At 68.6% G+C, this 22,120-nt stretch carries 18 protein-coding genes; 10 read left to right on the forward strand and 8 right to left on the reverse strand.

Annotated features, from left to right (window positions below):
• The 5 genes from E8A74_RS53545 to E8A74_RS47785 form a co-directional block, all read left to right on the forward strand.
• Window positions 1-586 (forward strand): hypothetical protein (locus E8A74_RS53545; RefSeq protein ID WP_211365625.1); only part of this gene is annotated, 586 nt, incomplete at its 5' end.
• A 415-nt stretch (window positions 587-1,001) separates the two neighbouring features.
• Window positions 1,002-1,619 (forward strand): RNA polymerase sigma factor, encoded by a 618-nt coding sequence (locus tag E8A74_RS47770; RefSeq protein ID WP_232380068.1) that lies wholly within the window; start codon window positions 1,002-1,004, stop codon window positions 1,617-1,619.
• Window positions 1,616-2,380 carry an outer membrane protein assembly factor BamD gene (locus E8A74_RS47775; RefSeq protein ID WP_136935861.1) on the forward strand — a complete coding sequence of 255 codons (765 nt, stop codon included), beginning with the start codon at window positions 1,616-1,618 and terminating at the stop codon, window positions 2,378-2,380. Before E8A74_RS47770 ends, E8A74_RS47775 begins: the two co-directional genes overlap by 4 nt.
• A gap of 67 nt (window positions 2,381-2,447) precedes the next feature.
• Window positions 2,448-3,590 carry a choice-of-anchor L domain-containing protein gene (locus tag E8A74_RS55775; RefSeq protein ID WP_136935862.1) on the forward strand — a complete coding sequence of 381 codons (1,143 nt, stop codon included), beginning with the start codon at window positions 2,448-2,450 and terminating at the stop codon, window positions 3,588-3,590.
• 11 nt (window positions 3,591-3,601) lie between these two features.
• Complete coding sequence (locus E8A74_RS47785; protein WP_136935863.1) at window positions 3,602-4,789, forward strand: choice-of-anchor L domain-containing protein; 1,188 nt, start codon at window positions 3,602-3,604, stop codon at window positions 4,787-4,789.
• 5 nt (window positions 4,790-4,794) lie between these two features.
• Here the strand turns inward: E8A74_RS47785 and E8A74_RS47790 are convergent, their stop codons facing one another.
• Window positions 4,795-5,226 carry a hypothetical protein gene (locus tag E8A74_RS47790; RefSeq protein WP_136935864.1) on the reverse strand — a complete coding sequence of 144 codons (432 nt, stop codon included), beginning with the start codon at window positions 5,224-5,226 and terminating at the stop codon, window positions 4,795-4,797.
• Window positions 5,227-5,531: 305 nt separating this feature from the next.
• Here E8A74_RS47790 and E8A74_RS47795 point away from each other — a divergent pair, with 305 nt between their 5' ends.
• Complete coding sequence (locus E8A74_RS47795; protein WP_136935865.1) at window positions 5,532-8,921, forward strand: protein kinase domain-containing protein; 3,390 nt, start codon at window positions 5,532-5,534, stop codon at window positions 8,919-8,921.
• A gap of 160 nt (window positions 8,922-9,081) precedes the next feature.
• Window positions 9,082-10,401, forward strand: a complete 1,320-nt coding sequence (locus tag E8A74_RS47800; protein ID WP_232380069.1) for a cytochrome P450 family protein — start codon at window positions 9,082-9,084, stop codon at window positions 10,399-10,401.
• A gap of 138 nt (window positions 10,402-10,539) precedes the next feature.
• Here E8A74_RS47800 and E8A74_RS47805 read toward each other — a convergent pair whose 3' ends face one another.
• Complete coding sequence (locus E8A74_RS47805) at window positions 10,540-10,941, reverse strand: group II truncated hemoglobin (RefSeq protein ID WP_136935866.1); 402 nt, start codon at window positions 10,939-10,941, stop codon at window positions 10,540-10,542.
• A gap of 93 nt (window positions 10,942-11,034) precedes the next feature.
• On the opposite strand from E8A74_RS47805, the gene E8A74_RS47810 reads away from it, so the two are divergent.
• Window positions 11,035-11,628, forward strand: a complete 594-nt coding sequence (locus tag E8A74_RS47810) for a hypothetical protein (protein WP_136935867.1) — start codon at window positions 11,035-11,037, stop codon at window positions 11,626-11,628.
• Window position 11,629: 1 nt separating this feature from the next.
• Here E8A74_RS47810 and E8A74_RS47815 read toward each other — a convergent pair whose 3' ends face one another.
• The 3 genes from E8A74_RS47815 to E8A74_RS47825 form a co-directional block, all read right to left on the reverse strand.
• A complete protein-coding gene (locus E8A74_RS47815) occupies window positions 11,630-12,391 on the reverse strand; it encodes a hypothetical protein (RefSeq protein ID WP_136935868.1) in 762 nt (253 codons plus the stop codon).
• A gap of 47 nt (window positions 12,392-12,438) precedes the next feature.
• Window positions 12,439-13,152 (reverse strand): SPOR domain-containing protein, encoded by a 714-nt coding sequence (locus E8A74_RS47820; protein WP_136935869.1) that lies wholly within the window; start codon window positions 13,150-13,152, stop codon window positions 12,439-12,441.
• Between the two features lie 200 nt (window positions 13,153-13,352).
• Complete coding sequence (locus E8A74_RS47825) at window positions 13,353-15,002, reverse strand: hypothetical protein (RefSeq protein WP_232380070.1); 1,650 nt, start codon at window positions 15,000-15,002, stop codon at window positions 13,353-13,355.
• Between the two features lie 349 nt (window positions 15,003-15,351).
• Here E8A74_RS47825 and E8A74_RS47830 point away from each other — a divergent pair, with 349 nt between their 5' ends.
• On the forward strand, window positions 15,352-16,479 hold the full coding sequence (locus E8A74_RS47830) for an STAS domain-containing protein (protein WP_136935870.1): 1,128 nt from the start codon (window positions 15,352-15,354) through the stop codon (window positions 16,477-16,479).
• A 5-nt stretch (window positions 16,480-16,484) separates the two neighbouring features.
• Here the strand turns inward: E8A74_RS47830 and E8A74_RS47835 are convergent, their stop codons facing one another.
• From E8A74_RS47835 to E8A74_RS47845, 3 genes are all read right to left on the reverse strand, one after another.
• Window positions 16,485-17,843: a cytochrome P450 gene (locus tag E8A74_RS47835; RefSeq protein WP_136935871.1), complete on the reverse strand. Its 1,359-nt coding sequence runs from the start codon at window positions 17,841-17,843 to the stop codon at window positions 16,485-16,487.
• Between the two features lie 64 nt (window positions 17,844-17,907).
• Complete coding sequence (locus tag E8A74_RS47840) at window positions 17,908-18,768, reverse strand: UbiA family prenyltransferase (RefSeq protein ID WP_136935872.1); 861 nt, start codon at window positions 18,766-18,768, stop codon at window positions 17,908-17,910.
• Window positions 18,769-18,889: 121 nt separating this feature from the next.
• Window positions 18,890-20,083, reverse strand: coding sequence for a polyprenyl synthetase family protein (locus E8A74_RS47845; RefSeq protein ID WP_170229932.1), 1,194 nt, complete (start codon window positions 20,081-20,083; stop codon window positions 18,890-18,892).
• 498 nt (window positions 20,084-20,581) lie between these two features.
• Here E8A74_RS47845 and E8A74_RS47850 point away from each other — a divergent pair, with 498 nt between their 5' ends.
• Window positions 20,582-22,003: a phospholipase C gene (locus tag E8A74_RS47850; protein ID WP_136935874.1), complete on the forward strand. Its 1,422-nt coding sequence runs from the start codon at window positions 20,582-20,584 to the stop codon at window positions 22,001-22,003.
• Window positions 22,004-22,120: the final 117 nt, after the last annotated feature.

The following is a 22,120-nucleotide window of genomic DNA, read 5'->3' on the forward strand; positions in this document are numbered from 1 at the left end:
TCCGCCGCCGCCGCCTCCGCCGCCGCCGCCTCCGCCGCCGCCTCCGCCTCCGCCTCCGGGGGCCGCGCACCACGTCCAGGTAGGCGCGCAGGGGGCCGTCTGGAGCGCGCTCGCCCCCAAGCCCGCCTGGGGCCTCGTCCTCTTCGCCGAACGAGCCTCCTCTGGGCACGCAGGCCTCACGCCGGCCTTCCGCCTCGGCCTGGCCATCGCCCAAAGCCCCACCACCGAGACCGACGGCGGCACCGCCCGCTTCCGCTGGATCGCCGCCCGCCTCTCGGGATGCCCCTTCGCCTGGGCCGTCGGCCCCCTCACCGCGCGCCCCTGCGCCGGCGTCGACCTCGGCGCCCTCCAGGGCCAAGGCCTCACCATCGTCAACCCCCAGCAAGCCACGCGCCCCTGGCTCGCCCTGACCGTCGCAGGCCGGCTCCAAGCACGCCCCCTGCCATCCCTCTCCCTGGAAGCCGAAGCCGGCCTCATCGCGCCCCTCATCCGCGAGATCTTCGGCTTCGAGGACCCCCGTCGCATCATCCACGCCACGCCCGCCCTCGGAGGCTACGGCGCGATCGGCGCTGGGTGGGTGTTCTGAAGGCGCGGAGCTGGGGCTTTGCCCCAGGCCCCAGCAGGGGCTGTCCGCCCCTGCACCCGGACCAGCCAGGGGCTGGACCCAGGATCGATGAACTGCGCATCGCGCAGTTCATCGAACAGCCAGGGTCAAGACGGACAACGACCCTGCCGTCCAAGACAACGACCCTGTCGTCCAAGACAACGGCGACGTGTCGCTGCGTGCGAGAACGTCCACGGTCTTGCCATCGGCCTGTGGGAAGAACTGCGCATCGCGCAGTTCTTCCCCCCAAGGTCCAGGGCTGGCCCTGGTTCGGGTCGAGGGGCGAACAGCCCCCGCGGGGCCCGGGGCAGCGCCCCGGCGCGACGCTCCCCGACGCTCCCTGTCGTTTTCGTGATCGAAACGCGGCGCTCGCGACATCGGGGGGACGATGACGACCGTGGGGACCACGCAGGAGGGGGGCGAGGGGGTTGATTGGGCCCTGTCGTCGCCGCTCTCGGTGGCCCCGGTGGATGGGGAGGCGGCGGCGCGCTTCCGGGCGATCCGGGATGAGCATTTCGAGTTCGTCTGGCGCTCGGTGCGCCGCCTCGGCGTGCCGGATGCCGATGCGGACGATGCTGCGCAACAGGTCTTCATCGTGCTGAGCCGGCGGCTCGAGGAGATCACTGCTGGCAGCGAGCGGGCCTTCTTGTTCGGGACGGCGATGCGCGTGGCCATGCAGGTCCGGCGGACCATGCGGCGCCGGGGCGAGGTCTCGCTCTCGGAGGACGAGGCGCAGGGGCTCCCGCTGGAGCCGCCGGATACGGGGCCTGATGCCGAGGAGTTGCTCGCGCAGCGGCGGGCTCGTGTGATGCTGGACGAGGTGCTGGAGTCGTTGCCGCTCGACGTGCGCGCGGTCTTCGTCCTGTTCGAGCTTGAGGAGATGAGGGTCCCGGAGATTGCGAGCTTGCTCGGGATCCCGCTTGGGACGGCGGCGTCCCGCCTGCGCCGTGGCCGTGAGCTCTTCCAGGCCGAGCTCTCGCGGGTCCAGGCGCGCAAGAAACGGAGCATTCGATGACGGATCCCGAGCGACTCGTCGAGGGGGACGACCTGGGGGCGGAGCTCTTGCGCTCGGCCCGCGCGCTCGACGCGAAGCATGCCCGCGAGCGGAGGGCTGCGCTGATCGGCGCTGCCGCGGGGGTCGGCGCGATGGCCGCGACGAAGGCGGCCTCGGCCGGGACGACGAAGGGCTTGTTGCAGGGCGCGTTCGCGAAATGGGTCACGCTCGTGATCGGCGCGTCGGCCCTCGGCATTGGGATCGCGGTCGGCGTCGCGGGAGGCGAGAGCGACGTCCCCGTGGCGGCGAGCCGATTTGCCCCGGCGTGGCGGGAGCGCACGTCCCTGGTCGCCGCCGCATCTCCCCCGGAACCCAGCGAAACCGCCGAGATGCCCCCCGAAGCCCCGCGCGTGCTCCAAGAGCCCGCGCCCATCCAACCGACGGCTCTGCCCAAAGGAAAACGTGCCCCCGCGGCCCCGGCGCCGAGCGCTTCGACCGACCGCGCTGCGCGCCTCGCTGCCGAGCTCCAGGCCTTGCGCGTCGCGCGGGAGGCGCTCGCTTCCGGTGATGGCCCCCGCGCCCTCCACGCGCTCGACGATTACGCTGCGCGTTTCCCCCGCGGCCACCTCGCCCTGGAGGCCGAGGTCCTTCGGATCGAAGCGCTCTCCCGCGCCGGCGACGCTTCGGCTGCGGCCCGCGCCCGCCGCTTCCTCGAAGCGCACCCGCAGAGCCCTTATGCCGAGCGCCTCCGCGCCCTCGCCGGTGGCCCGTCGATTCCGTGATCGATTCGGTCCTCCCCGGCCATCGGTAGCGTCGGCCCCTCTTTCACGTCGGCCCAGGAGACCCCCCATGCACAATCGACTTGCTCTTTCCACGTTGTCGCTCTCGTTTGCGTCCCTGCTCGTGCTCGCCGCGTGCGGCGGCACCGTCACGGCGGGCGGCGGCGACGACGGCGACGGCGGCACCGGTGCGGCCCCCGATCCCGACACCTCCAGCAGCAGCTCCGGCGTCCCGACCGCGGGCCCCGGCGGCAGCGGCGGCACAGGTGGGACGGGTGGTACGGGCGGGACAGGCGGGACAGGTGGCTCGGGCGGCGGGACGGGCGGCTCGGGTGGCGCGCCGCCCGAGGACTTCGGCCCTCCCAAGTGCGACGAGAACCTCGACCTCGACGACGCCGATCCGTACAACGCCGCCAAGGCGATCGAAATCTGCAAGAAGGCGAACGGCCCGAATAGCTGGGGCCTCATCGAGGCCAAGTGGGTGCTGCCCGACGGCTCGGCCGTCCCGGTGGGCTACGAGGCGAACTACGCCCTCGGCCACGGCATCTACGACAGCTTCGGCGCCAACGTCGCCACGCGCAAAGGCGACCGCATGCTCGGCATCTCCAACGGCGCCGCTCGCCGCCCGACCGATCCCGATTACACGGGCCCGAGCGGCGGCTTCGCCAAGGGATACACGCACGCCTCGCCGGCCGGCTTCCCGAAGCCCTCGCCGGCCTGCCCCGGCGTCCTCACCGGCCAGCCCTACGACGGCGTCGCCCTCGAGGTCACGCTCCGCGCCCCGAACAGCGCGCAGGGCTTCGCCTTCGACTTCACGTACTACACCGCCGAGTACCCGGCCTTCACCTGCTCCACCTTCAACGACGCCTTCGTCGCGTTGCTCTCGCCGACGCCCGTGGGCCAGACCGACGACAACATCTCCTTCGACAGCCTGGGCAACATCATCAGCGTGAACAACGTCTTCCTCGACGTCTGCAGCAGCCCGAGCTGCGCGTTCGGCCCGGGGCAGCTCGCGGGCACGGGCTTCGAGAACAACGGCGCCACCGGCTGGCTCACCACCTCCGCGCCCATCACGGGCGGCGACACCTTCACCCTGCGCTTTGCCACCTACGACTCCGGCGACGCGGTCCTGGACAGCGCGACCCTCATCGACCACTTCCGCTGGACCACGCAGCCGAACAGCGTCGTAGGCACGTCCCGCCCGATGGAGTGATCCTCTCGCTCATGCGCACGACGTCCGTCCCGCTCTCCCTCCTGCCGGCGCTCGCCGTCCTCGCCGCCGCCTGCGGCCAATTCGTCTCGCTCGGCGGCGGCAGCGGCAGCGGGGGAGCGGGCGGCGGCCCCGATCCGGGGGATCCCACAAGCAGCAGCACGAGCGACGGTAGCTCCGTGACCACGAGCGCCACGACCGGGAACGGCGCCGGTGGCAGCGGCGCCGGCGGGGAAGGCGGGGCGCCGTCGTCCAGCGGCAGCGGCAGCGGCGTCGGAGGAAATGGCGGCGGCGTGAACAACGCGCCGTGCGACGACGACCTCGCGCTCGACGACGCCGATCCGTTCCATGCCGCGCAGGCCATCGAGCTTTGCACGCTCGCCGTGGGCCCGGACGACCCCGGCTTGCAAGACGCGCGCTGGGTGCTGCCCGACGGCGCCCCCATTCCGCCGGGATACGACCTTCCCTATGCGCTCGGGCACGGCCTCTTCGATGGTTTTGGCCCGAACGTGCTCCCGCGGGCTGGAAAACGATTGCTCGCGCTCTCCAGCGGCGCCGCCCGCCGCCCCGGCGAGCCCGGCTACGCGGCCCCGATGGGAGGGTATACCAAGAACTACCATCACGCCCCACCGGAGGGGTTTCCGAAAAGCTCGCCCGCCTGTCCCGGCGTCCTCACCGGCCAGCCCTACGACGGTGTGGCCCTCGAGGTGACACTACGCGCGCCGATCGGCACCGTCGGCTTCTCGTTCGACTTCACCTACTATACCGCCGAGTTCCCGTCCTTCATCTGCTCGTCCTTCAACGACGCGTTCGTCGCGTTGCTCTCGCCCACGCCGTCGGGACAGACCGACGGCAACATTTCCTTCGACGGCCAGGGCAACGTCATCAGCGTGAACAACGTCTTTCTGGATGTCTGCGCGTGCCAGGGCGGCCCGCCGTGCAGCGTCGGCGGCACGGTCTATCCTTGCAGCCTCGGCGTGGGCGAGCTCTCGGGCACGGGATACGACACGGGGCAGGGGCACGGCGCGACGGGCTGGCTCACCACCACCGCGCCGATGCAGGGGGGCAAGACGTTCACCGTTCGTTTCGCCGTCTACGATTCCGGGGACGCCGTGCTCGACAGCGCCACGCTCGTCGACCATTTTCGGTGGATCAGCACGGGCGAGCCGGTCGTGAAGACCTACCGGCCCGTGCCTCCTTGATCCGCCTACTCCTGGGCTTCGACCTCCTCCGAATCGAGGAAGCCCTCCTGCGTCCCGAGCGCCTCCTGGATGCTCCCGGTGTCTTCCTGGAGTCCGACCTCGCCCAGGAACCCGGCCTCGCCCTGAAGTCCGGCCTCAGCCTGGCTTCCGGCCTCTTCCTGGATCGCGAGCGCTCCCTGGATCCCGGTCTCGCGCTGCGTCTCGATGCGCTCCTCGACGGCGCGCTCGATCTTCGCCCCGGCGCGCTCCTGGACGGCGTGCTCGATCTTCGCCCCGGCGCGCTCCTGGACGACGCGCTCGACCTGCGTCGCGTGGCTCCGCACGCGCGCCTTGTTCAGCTTGCCGAACAATCCGCCCGGCGTCCCCGCCGCCGCCGCGCCGGCCACCACGAGAATCGCCATTCCGAGACCCATTCCAATCGTACGACCCTTGTTCATACATGCCTCCTTGCGACGAGGACCACGCGCGAACCCTCTCACGCCCGTTCCTCGCTGCGCCCCCGGTGCAATGCATATGCCCTGATCGTTGCCACCGGGCGGTACGCGCGGCGCCCGTTCCGTCACCACGTCCCCTCGGGGCCGTAGGACGATTGCCGCCCCACGCGTACTTCCTCGCGTGGGATCCGAAAAGTCGGAGATGATGGGCGTGCCCCATTACGAGCCCACGCCGGCCCGGGAGCACCGTTCGTATTGAAAGACGAGGCGCTTTCGCGGGGGCCTTCCCTCGTGGTACCGTCTCGGGCGTGAAGGGCGACACGGAGCGCGACGAGAGCCTGAGCCGCGAGGACGCGCCGACGAAGGTCGAGCTGCCGCCGCGCAGCGTGAGGCCGAGCGTGCCGCCGCCCGCGACCGAGACCTCCCTCGGCGCCACCATTGCCGGGCGGTATCGCCTCGAACGAAAGCTCGGCGTGGGCGGCATGGGCGAGGTCTTCCTCGCCCGCGACGCGTGGAAAAACATCCGCGTGGCCGTGAAGATCCTGCACCGCCGCATGGCGGACAACCTCACGGTCGTGAACCGCTTCCGCCGTGAGGCGCGCATCATGCGGGAGCTATCGAGCCCGCACGCCGCGGTCATTCATGATTTCGGACAAACCGACGACGGGGCGCTCTACCTCGTCATGGAGTACCTCGAGGGCGAGACGCTCGGCAGCTTGATCGAGCGGGAAGCGCCGCTCGCCCCGGCGCGCGTCACCCGCATCGCCCTCGATCTCCTCGACGTCCTCGCGGACGCCCATCGGCGCGGCGTCGTCCACCGCGACATCAAGCCGCAGAACGTCTTCCTCGCCGCGCGCGGGCCGGGCAAGGACGGCGAGCCCGTGGTCAAGCTGCTCGATTTCGGCATCGCCAAGCTCGAAGACCACGAATCCACCGAGCTCACCGAGACCGGCGCCATCTGGGGCACGCCGCGCTACATGAGCCCGGAGCAGGCGAGGGGACAGCCCATCGATCGTCGCAGCGACCTCTATTCACTCGGCGCGATGATGTACCGCGCGCTCACGGGCGAACCTCCGTTCGAGGGCGCGAGCGTGGCCGAGCTCTCCTATGCGCTCACGCACAAGGCGCCCGTCCCGCCCGACAAGCGCCGCCCGGAGCTCGGCATTCCCCTCGAGCTCGGGCGTGTCGTGATGCGCGCGCTCGAAAAGGACCCGAACGCGCGGTATTCGACGGCCGCCGAGATGGCCGACGATCTCCGGGCGCTCCAGAGCGAGCCGGCGCCGGCGCCCGTGGCCGCGGCGGGGCGGCTCACGAGCCTCGGGATGCGCGGGTGGATCCTCGCCACGTGCCTCTTTGCCCTCGTCGCGGTGGCCGAGTTTCCCCGCGTCGCGCGCGCGACGTTCCCCGGATTCACCGTGGAGGCGGGCCTGCTCGTCTCGGCCGTCGTGGAGCCGACCTGGCCCGGGATCGAACGGGGCATCGAGCCCTACGACGCTCTGCTCGCGGTCGACGGCAGGCCCGTACGTCGGGGCAGGGACGTCCACGACTACGTGCATCGGCTCGCCCCGGGCACGCCCGTCACGTATACCCTCCGCCGCGACGATCACACGTACGACGTGGCGGTGCCGGTCACCCCCTTCGGCTGGGCCTCGCTCTTCAAGCTCTACGCCTCCGGGCTCCTCGCCGCGATTCTCTTCCTCCTCGTCGGCGGCGTCGCCGGCTGGAAACGACCGACCTTGCGCCCCGTGCAGGCGCTCGTGGCCTTCACCAGCGCCGTCGGCCTCTTCCTCATTGCCTCCGTCGATTTCGACCTCGTCGACAGCGCCTTCACCTGGATCTATTACCTCGGTTGCTCGTCGACGGGCGCGGCCGAGGTCCACCTCGCGCTCGCGTTCTCCGGCCTCGGCGGCGCCACGCGAAAGCGCCCGTGGCTCCTCTGGATCCCGTATGTGCCGGCGCTCGCCTTGCTCGTCACGTGGACGACCGTCGGCGCCGATCCTGCCATCGGCAATGCTTGCACCCGCGCCGGCATCGGCATGATGCTCCTCGGGTTCCTCGCGCTGCTCGGCTCCTTCCTCTACACGCGCTTCCGCGGCCGGACGCTCTCCGCGCGGCAATCGGCGCGCTTCATGTTGTGGACCGCGGGCCTCTCCGTCCTGCCGAGCCTCGTGCTCCAGCTCGTGCCGATCAGCCTCGGCCTCCACACCTCCTCCGTGGCCGGCTTGAGCTGGCTTGCGATGTTCCCCCTGGCGGGCTTCCCGGCGGCCTTCGCGCACCAGATCCAGCGCCGGCAGATGTTCGACGTCGACGTCGCGCTCCGCGAGATCTCCCGTGTCCTCGCCATGCTCGTCGTCCTCGGCGCCGTCTTCGCCGCCGTGGCCTTCTCCTTTGGCGGCCTCGCGTATGCGTTTTCCGGCTCCGAGGGAATGTACCTCGGCCTCGGCGCCACGTTTGGGGTCGCTGCCGTCGTGGCGGCGGCCGAGCCCGTCTCGCTCCGGCTCCGCCGCCTCTTCGAGCGCCGCGCCGACGTCGACGCGGCCTCCGTGCTCGACGAAATGGCCGGCGCCGTGGCCAATGCCGCCACCGAGGACGAGGTCGTCACGTTGCTCGTCGACACGATCCGGCGCTGCTTCTCCCCGCGCACGACGCGCCTCCTCGAGCGCGGCGACGGCGGCATTTACTGGGCGCGAGCCCCCGGCGCGCCGCCCTCGCAATCCATGACCGTCCCCCGCTCCGTGACCGGCCCTCGCTCCGTGACCGGGCCCCGCGCGGACGTCGACGGCGATTTCAGCGGCGCGACCCGCGAGCCCGTGCATGGCACGCCCGTGGACGAGATTCGCCGCAGCCTCACGCGGCTCGGCCATTTCGACGCCCATGCCTTCCTGGTCCTGCCGCTCGACGGGGCCGAGGGCGCCGCCGGGGCCGCCGCCGCGCCGGCGTCCGTGATCGTCGTGGGCGCGCGCGCCGACGGCAAGGCATATTCCTCGTACGACGCCTCGCTCGTCGCGGGGCTCTTGCGGATCGCCGCGCTCCGCCTGCACGCGCTCGGCGAACGCGCGGACGCCGAAAAGCGTTTGCTCCTCGAGCGATGTTTTGGCCCCGCGCGCGGCGAGACGGGCGCGCCGGGGGCGGAGCTCGTCGGGGGCGTGCCTGCGCGTGGCCTCGCCACGGCGCTCGTGCTTCGTTTTTCCGGGCTCGACATGGCCGCGGACCGCTTGCCGCCGCGCCGCTTCAAGGTCCTCGTCGACGAGCTCTCCGAGGCCACGGCGACGGCGGCGTTCACGATGGCCGGCACGATGCACGCCTCGCGCGGGGACGAGATGCTCTTTGCGTTCGGCGCGCTCGGCGAGGATCGGAGCGAGGTCGAGCTCGCCTCCATGCACGCGGCCCTCCATCAAATCGAGCAGACCGCCGAGATCGCGGCGCGGCACGGGGCGCCATTCGTCCGCGCGCGTGTGGGCGTGGCGCGGGGCCTTCTGACGGTGGGCACCTTCGGCGCGCCGTTTCATTCGCATTGCATGATCCTCGGGGCGGCCGTCCAGGAGGCCACCGAGCTCGCGGGCGCTGCGCGGGACGGGGAGGTCCTCGTCGACGACGACGTCGCGCGGGCGGCCGAGGGAGCCGAGGCGCTCACGATCGAGACATTGCCGGCGCGCCGCGGGATCCGGGCGTCGCGCGTCGCGCGCCGAGAGGCGTGACGCCGCGTCCGAGCCCTTCGCTCGGTTGCCCGCCCCTCCTTGATTTCCCGCCTGACGATTTCCCGTTGACGAACGACCTCCCTGCGTGGACGCGCCGCGCGCGACGCTTAGAATGGCTGGGCGACGCGAGCGCCACGCGCGTGCGCAGGCGGAGGACGTCATGCAAAACGGATCCAATGGAGAGCGCGAAAAGGCGACGGGGGCCGTGACGTTGTCGCTCGACCCGGGACGGGTCATCGAGGACTACGCGGCCGCGCGGGCCCAGGGCCCCGTCGTCGCCGTCTCCTTCGCGGACACGGACGCGGGCGGCGACGAAAGCGCGGCCAACCTGGAGGACTTCCTCACGCGTGAGCACCTCTTCGTGTCGCATTACGACGAGGTGCTCTCCGCCCTGGTCGATGGCCGTTTCTCTTCCGATCGACGCTCGGCCCTGACGCCGGAGCAACGCGACAAATTGCCGCCCGTCATCGAGGAGCTACGCCTGCTCTCGGAGAGCCTGCTCTCCAAGGATCCCCCGGATCATACGCGCCTGCGCAAGCTCATCCAGCCGAGCTTCTCGCTGCGGGCCATGGAGGTGATGCGCCCGCGCATCCAGAAGCTCACGGACGAGCTGCTCGACGCCGCGGAGCGCGCTGCCGAGGCCCGCGGCGAGCGCGCGCCCGATCGCCGCATGGACCTCATCGAGGCCTTTGCGTATCCGATGCCGGTCACGGTGATTTCGGACATGCTCGGCATTCCGCTCGCGGATCGCGCGCAGGTAAAACAATGGACGGAGAACCTCCTGCGCGCCGACCGACGCCGCACCGGCGGCATGGATGCCGAGACGCTCGCGAAGTTGCGCCAGTTCACCTCGTATTTGCGGGACCTCTTCGTCCTCAAGCGCCAAACCCCGACCGAGGACATGATCACGGACCTCCTGCGGGCCGACGAGGCGGGCGACAAGCTCTGCGAGGACGAGGTGCTGTCGACGGTCTTTCTCCTGTACCTCGCGGGGCACGTGACCACCGTGAACCTGATTGGCAACGGGGCCTTCGCGCTCTTCCAGCATCCGACGGAGCTCGGCAAGTTGAAGGCGGATCCGACGCTCGCGAAGGGCGTCGTCGAGGAGACGCTGCGTTACTGGGGCCCGGTCGATTTCGTCACGGCGCGCATCGCCAAGGAGAACGTGCATCTCGGCGGGGCGTGTATCCCGAAAGGCGAGCCTGTCATGGTGGGCCTCGCTGCGGCGAACCGAGACCCGGCGCGCTTCTCGAACCCTGACGCCTTCGACATCACGCGCCAGGGGGCCGAGCGTCATGTCGCTTTCGGAAAGGGCATTCACCTCTGCGTCGGCGCGCCGCTGGCGCGGGTGGAGGGCCAGATCGCCTTCGACACCTTGTTCCGACGGTTCCCAGCAATGCGCCTCGCCGTGCCGCCCGAGGAGGTCCGCTGGGCCAAATCCTTCCTGCGGGGCCTGCGGGCGCTGCCGGTCCTCTTCTAGCGAACACCCTCTTTGGCATCGACCGCATCGCGGTCGATGCACCAAAGGTCCAGGGCTGCGCCCTGGTTCGGGTCCAGGGGCGAAGAGCCCCTGGTCGGGCCCGGGGTGAAACCCCGGCGAAACGCTCCAACTCCCCCCTCAGCCTGGCCGATTGCGCATGAAGTCGGCGACGTCGGCCAGACGGCCGAGGAGGAACGTGCGGAGATCTTGCGCCACGCCGACCTCGTCCATGGCGGTCGTCATGGCTCGCATCCAGGCGTCGCGCATGGCGATATCGACGGGCACGCGGGCGTGACGCATGCGCAGGCGCGGGTGGCCGTTCTGCGCGATGTAATCTTGCGGGCCGCCGAGCCAGCCGATCAGGAACAATGCGAAACGATCGCGGCTGCGGCGTGAGACGCGGCCTTGCTCGTCGAGCTCGTGCAGCTTGGCGAGGGCGGGCTCGTCGCGGTCCATCGCATCGTAGAAGTGCTCGCTGAGGTTCCGGACGGCGGCCTCGCCGCCCATACGGTCGAAGGGGGTCTCTTGGGGCTCGGACATCGGGGGGCTGTGTAGCACGCCGCGGCGGGTTGGATGAGGCGGTCGGGTGATCCGGGCTTGACGCGGGCTGCTTGGTGCGATGATCGTCGTTGGATGCATCGGTTCGCCTGCATCCTCCTCGGCCTCGTGGTCGTCATGCTCGCGCTGACCGGGCCGGCGCGTGCCGACGTCGTCGGCGCCAAGCCGTTGTTTTGCGGGCCGGGCAAGGTCGGCGTCTCCGATCATGGGGGCTCGCGCTGCGAGAAGAAGGCGCCGACGAACTGTCCGCCGGGGTGGCGCGGTGAGATTGGCGGCGAATGTCGGCTCGCGACGTGCCAGAGCGACAGGGATTGCGCGGGGGACGAGACGTGTAGCGAGGTGACGGCCTGCGTCGAAACAAGGTCGATCTACAGCAGGCGCGATCCGAGCGGCCCGCCGCGGTCCTACGACGCGGCGCTCGGCATTTGTGGCCCCGGCGCGGCCTGCGATGCGCCGCGCCGCTGCGAAAAGCGTTCGGTCTGCGTGCGCACGGGCGAAGTGGCCACGGCCTACGTGCCGCCACCCGGCCAGTACGAGGCGAAAGGCTTGCCTCGACGTAGCATCGGTTGTGGGGGCTGCGCGGTCGGCGAGGAGGGAGGCGCGGCCGCCGCGTTCCTGGTCGGCGCGGCATTCGTCTTGGCGAGGGCGACGCGGCGCAAGGCCAGGTAGATCAGGGGCGGCGACAACGAGGCACGTGCACGGTCTCGATGTATTTGGCGAGATCCGGATCGCCGTCGCGCTTCGAGAGCCTCGTGATCTCCTTGGCGCAGGCCGCGGGCCCTGTGCTCGCGTCGCACTCGCCGCAGGCCCGGACCTCGGCCGCTTCCTCTGCCGCCAGGTTTTTTCCACGCTCGACGGGCGTCGCGCCGTCACAAGCGAGGAAGCCTCCCATGACCGGAATCTGCGCCCGCTCCGGGCTGCATTTGCAGGCGCGGGCGTGCGCGGTTTGGGCCTCCGCGGTCTGTTTTTCCTGCCGCGCCATCTCGGCCTTCGTCAGACACGCATACCCATCGTCCCCGATGTCTTTGGTCGCGCCGCAGGCCCCGCTGTCCGCGCACCCCATGGACATCTCCGCGTGGGCGACGCCGGTCACCTCGCCTCGCTGGAGCCTGTCGAACGCTTGCCGCGCGTCCGCGTCGCTCAACCTGCGCATGTAGCGGCGCACGATCGGGTCCTTCTCGGCGATCAAAGCGTCGAGGCAAGCGAACCCCATGCCGCCGAGGTAGGCGCACGCGTCGAGCCCTTTCGCATCGCTATGGGCGACGCGCTCGCGTACGAACGGCCCCGCGGCGGCCTTGGCGTCGCCCGTCGAGGTCGTCTTCGGCGTCGAGGTCTCGTTTTGCGCCGCCGGCCTCGCCCTGTCGGCCTCGGGTTTGGCGGGGCAACCACAGAGGGGGAGTAGAAACATCGAGGCGAGGACGAGCGCGCGCATCTTCCCAACGTACCGCCGGGCGGGGAATCGTGACAAGCCCTCGCCCGTCACCCCATCTTCGTGAACGACGCCTCGTCGATTGCCTTGCCTGCGGGCAACGTGCGCACGTATCCGCCGAAGCCCTTGGCGCGCAGCCCGATGAGCGCGGCCTCGGCCTCCTTGCGGCGCAGGAACGTGCCGACAATCACCCGATGCGGGCCCCCGGCCTCGGGATCCCGGAGGACGTGCGCGGTTTGCTTGGTCGCGGGGAACCCTCCCTCCACGAAAAAGCCGTGTTCGCCGGCATCGAGAGCCGCCACGTGGCCTTTCACGGCGAGGGCGCGGCGCTTGCTGCCGGCGAAGATTTGCACGGTGTAGAGCGTGGGCTCGAGCGCGCGCGCCTTCCGCACCTTGGCGGCGGGGACCTGAAACACCTTCGCCACGGCGCGGAACGCCGCTGGCAGGTCCTCCGAGCCGGCGGCGATCGTCGTCACCGCGCCGCACGCGCCCTGGTCGCTCTCGCAGGTCGCCTCGTTCCACTCGATGGAGAGCGCCGCGCCCGGCGGCAGAAGGGCATGGATTCGCGCCCCCCAGCGAGCCGCCTCGCGGGCGTGCTCGGGGTTCCATTCGGCGACGTCGAGGCCGCGGTGAATGTCGACGACGCCGACCTCGGCGTACCAGCCGTCCCAGCAAGCCGCGGCGTCACGCGTGGCGGTGGAGAGCAGGCCCACGAGGCCGAGGGCCAGCAAGGGGCGAAGGACGGCGTGGAGGGAGCTACGCATGAGGGGACGAACGCTCCCGGGCGCGAGGCGTATTCCCTGTGCAGCGACGCGCCTGCCGCGGCGGGAGCCGCAGGACCTTGCTGGCGAACCAACGAAGCAAACCCCAATCGGCCATCTTGCACCCAGGCCAGAAGGCAATCGACTTACAGAGTCAAGCAGACGTTGCTCGCCGTCGGTCGACGCCTTGGGGCAGCGCCGGCTCAATCGGTCAGTCGGTATACACGGCTCGACGCATCATTGGAGAAGTAGATGGTCCCGGAGGGGCCGACGTCGACGCCGCTGAAGAAATAACTCGGTGGCGTCGCAGCGGGCGCCGGGAGCCCGGGGGACAATCCGCTCACCACGGTCCAGACCACGCCCGTGTCGGGATCGATCCTCGAAAGTCGTCCCGCGCCTGCCTCGACCACGAGCAAGCTGCCATCCAGATCGACCGCGAGCCCCTCCGGATTCGAAAGTCCGTATGCGACGAGGAGCGGCGAAGCGAGATGGACACCGTCGTCGATGAGCTGCCACACCGTACCGGACGACCAGTCCGCAGCCCAGAGATCGTCGCCCGCGGCCGCGAGCCCCGTCGGCACGGCGAGTGTATCCGTCAGCGTGGTGCGCGTCGCGCCGACCTGGAGGATCACCTTTCCGGCGCCTGGCGCGGCGCCATATTCCGCGACCACCAGGTGGCCCTGAAACTTGATCGCGTTCAGGGGTTGGACATAGCCCGGAAACGTCTCCACCACCGCCTCGGCCGCAGGATCCCACACGGCGACGCTATTTCCGTACCAGGACGTCGTCAGGATATGATCGCCGTCCCTCGACGCCGTAATGGAGGGGGGGAGGGCCCCGGCCACGCCGGCGAGCGTCGGGGCGAACGCCGTTTGTTTGCCGGTGTCGCCGTCGAATGTGCGCAATTTGATGAAATCGCCGACGAACACGGACTCGTCGCATCCGTCGGCGAGCACGGCCACGCCGCTGGGCACGATGGCGCCCCCGGGAACGAGGATCGTGCGCGAGCCATTGTAGTTGATCCGCGTGATGGTCCCGTCGTAGCCGTTCGACACGACGACACGGCCCCAGCTATCGAACGTGAGGTTGTCGTTCCCGAGCGGCAAGCGGGCCACGACGGACTTCGCCCCGGTGGCGATGTTGATCCGCAGGACGTCGCCGTTGATGTCGACCGCAAAGAGCCGACCGAAGGCGTCGAACTTGAGCGCGCTCACCTGGAAGAAATCGTCCGCGATCAGCGTGATGTCGCACTCGTTGTAGGGATCGGTGGCGTTTTCGCACGAGTCGACGTCGATGCTGATGATTTCCTTCCCCAGGGAGACAGGGCCGTAGAGCCGACCGTCCGGCCCCCAGTCCATTCCATTCACGAAGCCCAGGTTCGTCGTGATGAGCCGAGGCGGCGCGCTGAAGGTGGGGCTCAGCTCGTAAAGCGCATCGCCGAGGAAGGCCAGGGCCGTGAAGAGCCGATGACCGTTCGAGAAGGTGATGGGGTTGACCCCGGGCGCCACCGATTGAAAGCTCGTCACGCCGTTCGGCTTACGCCGGCCAACCTGGCCGACGAGCAGCGACGTCCAATAGATCGAGCCGTCGGGGCCCAAGGTGAGATCGTCGGGGAATTGCACGCCGTCGGCCATCCCCCGGCGCGACAGGATCTTCCCGTCGAGCTCCCGGATCTTGACGATCTCGTTGCCAAACACGCTCGCCGCGTACAAATGGCCCAGCCCGTCGGATGCGAGCCCGTTCGCGCTATGGAGCTTCGCACCCTTCACGAGGACATCGAGGTCCGTCGCATGTGCGACACCTCCGCTCGCCAAAGATAGGCCGATGACCATCGCAGGGATCGGTAGCCTCATGGGTAGACTCCTATGCAATGCCATGCGCCCAACGCATGCGTCATTGCACGTGGCTTTCCCCCACCACGCGTGCGCCACGTGCGCTCGCAACTGGGCGAATCTCCTGGGCATCAACAGGAGATGCGCAGCCCGAGTTGACTTGTCATTCTGCCACGGACGCGTGTTTACGCAAAGCTCTATTTTCGCGATATTTCAAGCGAAATATGCGTGGATGCATACACAGCGGAGTCGCTAAAGGTCGCGAACTGACAAATTTTTGACACGCAGTGGTTTTACTTACTGGTACGGGACCCAATGATGCTGCAAATTCCCTTTCAACGTTCGACGGTGATCGCTACAATCGGCGATCATGAGCCCCGCCCAGGTTTTTACCGACTTCCTCACCCACTGCCCCGAGCTCCTTTTTGTTGCGGATGGGGATAGCGAAGTGCTTTTCCTCACCGATACCCTCGCGCAGTGGCTCGGGCCAGAGGGCCGGAATGGCATCAAGCTCGTGGAGCGCGTTCACCCGGACGACCGCGACGCGTTCGCGGCGGCGTGGGCGCGGATCGGCGGTGATGCCACGCACACGCCCTTCGAATTCCGGCTCCAGGGGGCAAACGGAGCCTATCGAATCGTCTCCTGTAACGCGCGGCGCTCCTCGGCCGGCAAGGAGGTTCATGGAGCGCTGCGTGAGATCGACGTCGATCTACCCAACGCAAAGGCGCTTCAGCAGAAAGGCGCGATCCTCCGAATCCTCGAGGAGAACCTGCCGATCGTCGTGTGGGCGATCGATGCAAATGGTACGATTACGCACCAAGCGGGCAAAGGGCTCGCGCAAACGGGTATCACCCCGGGTCAGTTCCTCGGGATGAACATGCTGGAAGCATATGAAGGGCACGAGACCCTGGTGCCGGTGGAAAGCGCGCTCCAGGGGAAACTCGACCATGCGTACGCGGAGACCTACGGGAACTGGTGGGAGACCTGGCATGTCCCGGTACGTAACGGGCAGGGCGAGATCACGGGCGTAGTCGGCGTCTCCCTCGATGTCTCGGAGATGAAGCGCTCCGAGGTGGCGCTCAAAGAGAAGCTCGCGCTCATCGAGCGGCAGCAACTGGTCATCCAATCCCTCGCCACGCCGATCGTCGAGGTATGGGATCGGGTCTTGACCCTGCCCATGCTGGGTGTGGTCGATAGCGCGCGCGTGGCGCAGGTGATGGATCACCTGCTCGCGGCGGTAAGCGAAAAAGGCGCCCGGATCGCCATCCTGGATCTCACGGGCGTCGACATGGTGGACACCTCCACCGCAAATCACCTCATCAAGATCATCCAGGCCATCCGGCTCCTCGGCGCCGAAGGCATCATCACCGGTATCCAGCCCAGCGTCGCGGCGACGATGGTCACGCTCGGGTTCGACCTGGGGACGATCAAGACCCTGGGGACCCTTCGCGCCGCGCTGGAATTCTCGATCAAACACCTGCGCGGCGTGAAAGGGTAACTCCCTCACGCGGGGGCGGAGGAAAGGGCCTCCGTCGCAGCCCGCGCGCCGGACGTTCGGGGGGTGATCCGGACGCGGACGCCCGCCGGAGGTCGCAACGCCAGGCCTCCCCACGGGTCGAGCCGTTGGCCCGGCTTCACCGACACGCGATAGTGCTGCGCCAGCGTCGCCAGGACGAGCAGCGCCTCCGTCTGCGAGAACGACTGGCCGATGCACACGCGTGGGCCGATGCCGAAGGGCAAGTAAGCGCCCCGCGGGATCTCCTTCTCCGCGTCCGGCGAGAAACGCTCGGGATCAAAACGCTCGGGATCGTCGAAATATCGCGGATCGCGCTGGATGATGTAAGGGGAGATGAAGAGGAAGCTCCCCTTTCGGATGCGATATCCGCCGATCGCGACATCCTCGACCGGCTCGCGCAGCGCGAGCACCCAGGCGGCAGGGTAGAGACGTAATGTCTCCTTCAAGACCATCGACGTGTAGGTGAGCTTCGGCAAATCCTCCGCGGTCGGCGCGCGCCCCCCGAGGACGCGATCGAGCTCCGCATGAAGCGCGGCTTCGACCGAGGGGTGCTGCGCAATCAGGATCCAGGCCCAGATCAGCGTGAACGCGGTCGTCTCGTAGCCGGCCGCGAACATCGTGACGAGATGATCACGCAGCTCCGCTTGCGCGATCGGGCACCCTTTTTCATCACGCGCGAGCATCAGCATCGAGAGCAGATCACCCCTGTCCACCCCGGACTTGCGCCAGTCGTCTGCGAAGCTCAGCGCGATGTCGGTCAGCGCCCGGATCATCTCTTTCTTTTTCCGGTTGTGCTGCGTCGGCAACCAGCTCGGCAGCGGCACCCACAGCTCCGAATCCTTCGTGAGCAATTCGATGGCGATCGGCAGCGCCTCCTCGGCGCGCTTGCTGATGTCCGTCGTGTCCGCGTTGAAGAGCGCCTCGCAGAGGTTCTTCATGGCGAGCCGCAACATTTCCGTGTCGATGTCGTACTCGCCGCCCGTCCCCCACGCCTTCATCGCCTCCTCGGCGTGGCGCACGAACATTCCGCAATAACCCTCGATCCGCCTCGGGGCGAACGCCGGCTGGGCCGCTCGACGTTGCCGCCTGTGGTCCTCGCCGTTCGAGATGATCATCCCCTTGCCGAGGAGCGGCTCCACCATCCACCCTTGAATCCGGTTCTTCAGAAACTTCGCCGGCCGCCCCACGAGGACATCCCGGATATGGTCCGGGTGGTTCAAGAGGTAGGCGTGAAAGGGCCCCGGGCGGAAATGGACGACGTCCCCGTAGGTCCGGGCCGCGCGTATCAGGAAGGCCATCCTGTCCTTCCGGAACTCGAGCATGTTGCCGATCAGGGGGGGGCCCACGGGGCCAGGCGGATCTTCGAGCCTCAAGGAACACCTCGCTTTCGGAAGGTGGCAGCGCGCGCCGTCACAGGATCACGATCGCGCTCACGAGCAGCAGGCAATACCAGTACGTGAGAAACATGTAGGTGCGGTGATCCGCGCTCTTCGAGCGGAGGAGGACCACGCGCGCGGCAATCACGAGCGCCACGAGGGCGAGCGTCGCCTCGCACATCCACGCTGCCCCTCGCGCGCCGGCAGGGCCCATCACCGCCCCGTGCACGGCGAATGGCAGGAGTGCGAACGCGATTCCGAGCAGGATCCGCGTCGCTTTCTCTCCGAACACGATCGGGAACGTCCGGCGCCCGATCACGCGGTCGCCCTCGACATCTCGGAGATCCTGAAGGGAGATCAGGGGAAAGATCACGACGGCTGGCAAGAGAATCCACCGCCACGCCGTGGGCGTCAGGGGTGTCACCATTTGCCACGCTGCGCCGAGCTGCGCGACGATCCCGAGCGACATGCTGAGGTTCTTGAAGACCCAGCTCCGAGCGCCACCGAGGACGTTGCTGCCGACGATGAGGGCCTGCCAAAGCAGGGTATACGCGAACACCCCCAGCCACGCGCCTGCAATGCTGAACAAGACCATCACGACGAACCACCGCAGCCACGCGCCGCGCACGGAAACGGCGCCGACGACGAGAGGACGATGGGGCTTGTTTCGCCGGTCCTCCTCGATCGCGGTGATCTGATTCGGCAGGCAGAACGCGTAAATGTAGAGCCAAAAGTACAAGAGGCTCCGCCCGACCACGGAGGGCAAATCGTCCCAGCGCGCTCCCTCGGATTTCCACGCCGCCAGGGAGAACAAAAGCGCCGGCGCGACCGCGGAAGACAAGTCTCCCACGACGAACGCCCAGCTCAGGCGACCTTCACGCAGGACATCACGCATGGCGCCACGTGCCCACTCGCTCGTGGTCCCCACAGCGCCAGAGATGCCTCCCTGAAGAAAGCTTTTTGCGAGCAGCGGACGCATACGGGCCCTACCTTCCGTTCAACGATTCATGATCGGGTCAAGGAACCACGTCGGCAATGGCCTGATCTCCGCTCCTCGGGGCAAACCATGCTGCGGCTCCGACGTCCGTCGGCGCCGACGCCCCGGCGGGCGGCATCGCATGTGCCACAGGCGCGAGGCACCGGTCGATCCAGCCGGGGATGACCGCCGAAAACATGTGCGCCTGCGCGGCCTCGGCCGCGGCGCCGAGCCAGGCCGCTGTCGCCGCGAGCGCGCCGGACCATTGAAGCGCCGCGATGGCCTCGCTCACCCGCGCCGCGGTCCGCTCCTCTCGTGGAAACGCGAACAGCGCTCGAAGGGGCGCCACGGCCTCCGCGGCTCCATGCTCGTACGCCCACAGCACCGGGAACGACAGCTTGCCCTCGACGAGGTCGCTGCCGCGGCCGTGTCGCCCCTTGTCGCCGATCAGGTCGAGGTAATCGTCCTGGAGCTGGAAAAGAAGCCCGAGCGCCTCGCCATAGTCGCCCGCGGCCTGCACGGTGGGCTCGTCCTGCTCCGCCGCCGCCGCGCCCGCGCGCAGGCACGCCGCGAAGAGCATGCCCGTCTTGCGCCGCGCCACTTCCTCCCAGGTCCGCAACGTGGGCGGCAGCGCGTGCGGGTGATCCTGCGCGAGCTGGAGTTGAAACTCCATGCTCTGCCCCTCGGCGAGGCGCACCATCGCCGCGGTCATCGTCTCGAGCAGCCGCGGCCCTGCCGGGGCACGCGCGAAGCAGCGGAAGGCCTCGAAAAAGAGCGCATCGCCCGCGTTGATCGCCTGCGCCTTCCCCCACCGGCGCCAGATCGCGGGCTGGCCACGCCGGTAGGCGTCGCCGTCTTGCAGATCGTCGTGAATGAGGGTGGCATTGTGGAGCAGCTCCAGGCCGACCCCCAGGTCCAGCGCCGCCTCGGCCCGCCCCCCCATATTCACGCAGATCCATACCGGCAAGAGCGCCCGCACCCGCTTGCCGCCGGTCATGAGCTGATACTCGATCATCTCCCGCACGAGCCCTGCGGCGACGAACCCGCGCCCGAGCCGCAGCTCGATCTCTTCGAGATAAGCACGCTGCGCGTCCTCGCAGCTCAGCGGAGTGAATGCCTTGGAAGCCGCCGACGTGAACGACCGTGTGGACACGATCCTCCGGCCAGCATCGTCGCTGCGCTGCGCTGGCTCGGGGCTCGTCGTGCCTCTCGCGTTGATGAGGGCAAAAGCCATACGGCCTCCTGCTCTTCCGTCGAATTTTGGACACTTCTGGAGCTGCGACTGATACAGCCGAGAAGGGGACGCCCTGTGCCCCCGTCCATCGACGGAAGGAATGGCGCCGTCCGTTCTACACATAACAGTCGGCCTCGGCACTGTCGAGCAAATCTCGGCCCTGGTCGCATAAAACTATTATGTTGACAAACGGCTTTGATAGTGGCTGGACGAAGGCGCAGCGATCGATGCTATCGATGAATCTCCGCAGGTGCGCACCACAAGGCCTCAAAAAGTCAAGCGCCAACTTCTCGATGGGTCACGACCTCCCGTGGCGGGAAGCGCGTGCCGAGCTGTCGCAGAGCCCGCCCGCGGACACACCTCTGTGTCAAAGAAGTGGTCTCTACAAATAAATCCGCGCGTAGGGGTCTGCACCGTCGCCGTGATAGGTAACGGAACGTTCCCGCCGCTGCTCCCGTTCTATGGATTTCGTCCCGCACATGGGCGATACTCCGCCGCATGCGCATCCCCCGGCCGCTCTTCGCCTTGGTGCTCGTTTCGTGCATTCCCGCGTGCACCTCACCGTCTTCGCCGCCGCCGACGGCGGCCCCGGAGCTGCCTGGCCCGGCCGAGTGGAATCGCGACGTCGTCGAGCCCGCGGATGAGGAAGCCGCGACGGCGCGCGAGAGCTGCGCCTATCGCGCGGGCGCGCTGCCGGCCGAGACGCAGGGGGAGAGCCACCCGGTCGGCGCGGAGATCCCGATCGATCACATCGTCGTCGCGATGATGGAAAACCGCTCCTTCGATCACTACCTGCAGAAGATCGGCGACGTGGGGATCGACGCCGACGTCGCGCCCGAGGGCTTCACGAACCTCGATCCCGACGGCAACCCGATCGCGCCGTTCCCGCTCGAACAGCACTGCTTCGTCGACACCGCGCATAGCTGGGGCGCCATCAAGCAGCAGATCGCCGGCGGCGCGATGAGCGGCTTCGTCACCACGAACGAGGGCGCGCACGAGCTCCCCATGAACGGCGATCTCAGCATGCTGCTCGGGCGACGCGCGATGGGGTATTACACCGAGGCCGATCTCCCCCTCGTGTACTGGCTCGCGAAAAACTTCTCGATCGGCGATCGGTACTTCGCGTCGGCGCCCACGGCGACCTGGCCCAATCGGATGTTCATGCACGCCGCGACCTCGTTCGGCCTCAAGTCGAACGATTTCCCGCAGGGCGTGACGTCGACGCTGGTCGATTACCTGAACAAGCGGAAGATCTCGTGGCGCTTCTATTACGAGAACACGCCCACGTTCGCCATGTTCATCGAGCGGTATCTCGAGCTGAGGCAGGAGGAGAATCGCTTCGTGCCGATGAGCCAGTTCTTCACGGACGCGGCGGAGGGCAAGCTCCCGCAGGTCGCGTTCATCGATCCCGACGGCACGAGCAGCGGGCAGATGGACCACACCGACGAGCACCCCCCGACGCCGGCGACGCTCGGGCAGAACTGGCTCGCCGAGGCGATCGCCGCGCTCGTGGCGAGCCCGCATTGGAGCCGCTCGGCGATGTTCATCAACTACGACGAGCACGGAGGGCTGTACGACCACGTGCCGCCGCCGAAGGCCTGCGCCCCCGACGATCGCGAGCTCGACGACACCGATCGCGCCGTCTTCGAATCGTACGGCGTCCGTGTCCCGTTCTTCGTCGTCTCGCCTTATGCGAAGAAGGGCTACGTGAGCCACGACGTCTACGATCACACCTCGGTCGTTCGGTTCATCGAGGCGCGCTTCCAGATCCCGGCGCTCACCCATCGTGACGCCAATGCGCTCGCGCCGTGGGACGTCTTCGATTTCAAGTCGACCCCCGCGAAGGAGCTCCCGAACGTGCCGAACGTGCCCGTGGACGAGGCCATCATGAGCGAATGCAGGGCGCTCTGGGGCGAATGACGCGGACCTACGCCCCGCGCCGCTGAGCGCGACCCGCTTCGAGGGACGGCCCCGATATTGCAGAGGGCGTCCGGCATGCACCCCGGCGGGCGTGATCCCGCGCCATCCTGTGCCGGG

Source organism: Polyangium fumosum, from assembly GCF_005144585.1.
Classification (GTDB): domain Bacteria; phylum Myxococcota_A; class Polyangia; order Polyangiales; family Polyangiaceae; genus Polyangium; species Polyangium fumosum.